Here is a 3251-nt window from a genome sequence, read left to right on the forward strand (position 1 = left end):
GGGCCCTGGTGTCGGGATTGCTGGGCCCCCGCAGGTTCGTCATCCAGCAGATGCGCCTCCACAGCGACGCTGATCAGCTCCGAGGTGTACCGGGTGCCGTACTGCTTCTTCAGCTCATCCAGAATGTCGATCTGCGACTGAGAGAACTGGATCGGCCACACTGACCGGCGGATCCCCTGTTGCGCCTTGGGTCGCCGCCGCTTGCGCGCGGGGAACGTGGAGCCCTTCGGCCGTCCCCGTACCTGCCTGGCCTCCAGTAGCACGCCCAGGATCTCCTGCTCGATGGCATCGTCGAGAGCATCCATGGCGATATCGGAGTGCTCCAGCCCGCGGCTATCGCACAGCGCGCGGGCGCGCCGCACAGCCTCCGGCAGGATGTAGACGTTGATCTGCTGGGAGACCTCCTCCTCGAGGTCCTCCCCTGGGGCGTCTTCGGCGGCCACCGCCCCCTGCTCGTCCTCGCTCTCCTCTGCTTGGCGGCGGTCCTGGTCGGCGCCCTTTTCCTCGTCCTGCTCGTTCTGTGAGGAGCGAGGAGCGCCGTTCCCCGGCGGCGGGACCTCCGGCGGGTTCTTCGGCCTGTGGACCTTCACGGTCGAAAACTCCACCGCGGGGCCCTTGGCGTCGGCTTCGCCCGCGTCCGGCGCGTCCGCCTGGCCCTCAGGCTCGCCCGCCTGCGGCGGCCCTGCGTCCTTGCCTGGCTTGCGGTCGTCGGTCTTGTAGACCTCTACGGTCGGCGTCTGGGTCTCGGGCTTGTCAGGAGCCGACCCGTTCGGTGTCTGCCCGGACGGCATCTCCGGTTCGGAGGGCGGCGCCTCTTCTCCTGGCGGTGGGGCCATCAGCCCCGCGAGTGATCCGGTGCGCCGCCGGCGCCCCCCGGGGTTTTGAAAGAAGCCGGACTCGGTCATGCGGCGTGCTCCAGCTCCAGAGCCCGGGTCAGGATCTCGCGGGTGATCGCCTCCTGCTCGGCGGCGGAGGTCTCCGCCGACTCGGCCGTTACCGCCACCCCGTGCTGCCTGGCGGCGGCACGCCAATCGTCTTGAGCAGCCGCGTCCGCCAGTTCCGCCATGGCGCGCCCCCACTTGCGGCACAGCGTGGCCACGGTCTTGGCCTCGGTGACCACGGAGTTGAAGATGGGCAAGGAGATTCCGGCCTCGGCCAGCTTCTCGGCGACCTCGGTGCGGGTCCGCGCTAGCAGCCCTACCTCCTTGGACCCGATGACCTCGCCGTCCTGCTTGATGTTGCGCAGGTTGTTGCGATCGAACCTGAATAGCACCACGCCCAGGGGTGTGATGTCGGGGTTCAACTCGCGGGCCTGGGTCAAGATGTCGGCGACATCGGTCATGCCTTCCAGGCTGCCTTCATCGAAGCTGACCGGGATGACCAGGTATCGGGCGAGCACTGCGGCGATGTCCTGGAGTTCCGGCTGACCTGGCGGGCAGTCGACCACGATCCATTCGTACTGTTCGGCGATCTCGGCGATGGCCTCGGCAAGGGCCAGGCGAGGCTCCCTGCCGAAGTCGGTCTGCCTGGACGTGGCCATGATCGGGCTGACGTAGCGGAGCATCCGTCCACCGGGAACGCAGTCCATCTGCGGTCGGACATCGCGAATGATCCGCAGCTTTCCCGCACCCATCACGATGTTGACGATGGACTGGCCCGCGTCGTCTTCGTCGTGACCCTTGTATCCCAGATCGAGCCCGAGGTTGCCCTGCAGGTCAAGGTCCACGGTGAGTACCCGCTTTGTGGATCCGCTTTCCGCCAGGGCCCTGGCGATGTTGACGGCCGAGTTGGAGGTCAACGTCGTCTTCCCCGCTCCTCCCTTGCCGTTCAGGAAGATGATGACCCGCGCGAGGCGCGGCCGGATCTTCAGCGCTAATGCCCGAATGGCTTCCTTGGCGCTCGTGGTGTTCGCAGATGCCGGGGACATCGAGGTTGCCTCCTCACTGGTGGGGCGGTCAGGGCGTGACCCGGGCGCTGGTCAGACCAACGTGACGGGTGGGTCTCTTGATAGCAGCAAGGCAGGCGGGGTGCACCGGTTTTGCCTGGTGTGTCGCGACATTCACTTAGGAATTCCGGTGCAGTGCGCACCCAGGGTGGGCTGGAACCCGCAGCATTCCTCCACGCCTACCGATGGACCTATCGGCCTACAGATCGGTGCACCTACAGGACCGGCTACAGGTGCACCTACAGGTGCTGAACAGCGAAAACGCCGGACGGGGGAGCTGCCGAGCGGCTGCCGCGAGGGGGGCGCCGGCGGGAAACGTGGACCGTGGGCAAGGGGGCGGTGTAGACGTACGGGCACCACGCAGTCGACACCGAGGTGCTACATGCCCAGCATCGAATCCATCCTGAGCGACGTCGCCGACACCAGCCAGCGCCTGCTCGACGTCCTACGAGAGCAAGCCGCGCACTCACCGGTGATCGACACCAACGAGCGCCGGTACGCCGAGTGGCGCGGGGACCTGTACGTCGCCGCCCGCCACGCCTGGCCCGGCCTGCCTGCTCTGCGCACCCACCCCGACACCGCGGCCCTGCTCGTCGACATCGTGTCAGGGATGCGCAAGTCTGGAACGCTGCTGTTCCAGCGGGGCGACAGGTGGCATGTCGCCCTGGACGACCTTGGGCCAACCGGCGGTGGGCCTCGCTCACAGGCGGCTACCCTCGCCCCTATGACACATCCCACCCAGGAGTCGCAGAGAGACGTGAAGGTCTACCAGTGCCCTAAGTGCCCGCTGAAAGACACCTCCAAGCACGCGATCACGATGCATGGCACAGGACTCGGCGACAACCCGCACCCTGTCGACGACGACAGCCCGTTCCCCTGCCCCGAGTCCGAATGCGCCGCAGAGATGCCCACCAAGGAGTCTTACAAGACCCACGTCAACCGGCGGCACCGCGAGCTGTACGCCGGGAAGCGCCTGTGCACCCACTGCCTCACCTGGCACGACTCATCGGCCGCCCGCAAGCAGCACATCGCCGCAGAACATCCCGAGACCCTGGAGCCTCCAGCGTCAGCCGATCCTCAGCCCGAGGTCGCACCCCCGCCGGCTGAGGCGGACGCGAGCCCCGCACAGCTCACCGAATCCCCGCCTGCGGGGCCCGCGCCTGCTGAACCGTTGGTCAGCCCCGATCAGCAGGCACCGTCGAGCACCAGCGACCCTGTTCATCGACGAGATGCAGGACGTGCAGGCGCCCGACATCTCCGCCCTGTGCGCCGCGTGTCACGAGCTGTCGCAGAGCGGCGGCCCGCT

The 3251-nt window shown here is 67.5% G+C and carries 2 protein-coding genes and 1 pseudogene; 1 reads left to right on the forward strand and 2 read right to left on the reverse strand.

The features are described 5' to 3' along the window. Both AB0B89_RS35615 and AB0B89_RS35620 read right to left on the reverse strand, forming a co-directional pair. Positions 1–905, reverse strand: a 905-nt coding sequence (locus tag AB0B89_RS35615) for a hypothetical protein (RefSeq protein ID WP_358561950.1), incomplete at its 3' end; no start/stop codon positions are given. After that, a complete protein-coding gene (locus AB0B89_RS35620; RefSeq protein ID WP_358561953.1) occupies positions 902–1927 on the reverse strand; it encodes a ParA family protein in 1026 nt (341 codons plus the stop codon). The genes AB0B89_RS35620 and AB0B89_RS35615, both read right to left, overlap by 4 nt. A gap of 400 nt (positions 1928–2327) precedes the next feature. Between AB0B89_RS35620 and AB0B89_RS35625 the strand changes: the two are divergent. After that, positions 2328–3251 (forward strand): annotated as a pseudogene (locus AB0B89_RS35625) (hypothetical protein); the annotation flags it as partial.

The organism is Sphaerisporangium sp. NPDC049002, assembly GCF_040649355.1.
Lineage (GTDB): Bacteria > Actinomycetota > Actinomycetes > Streptosporangiales > Streptosporangiaceae > Sphaerisporangium.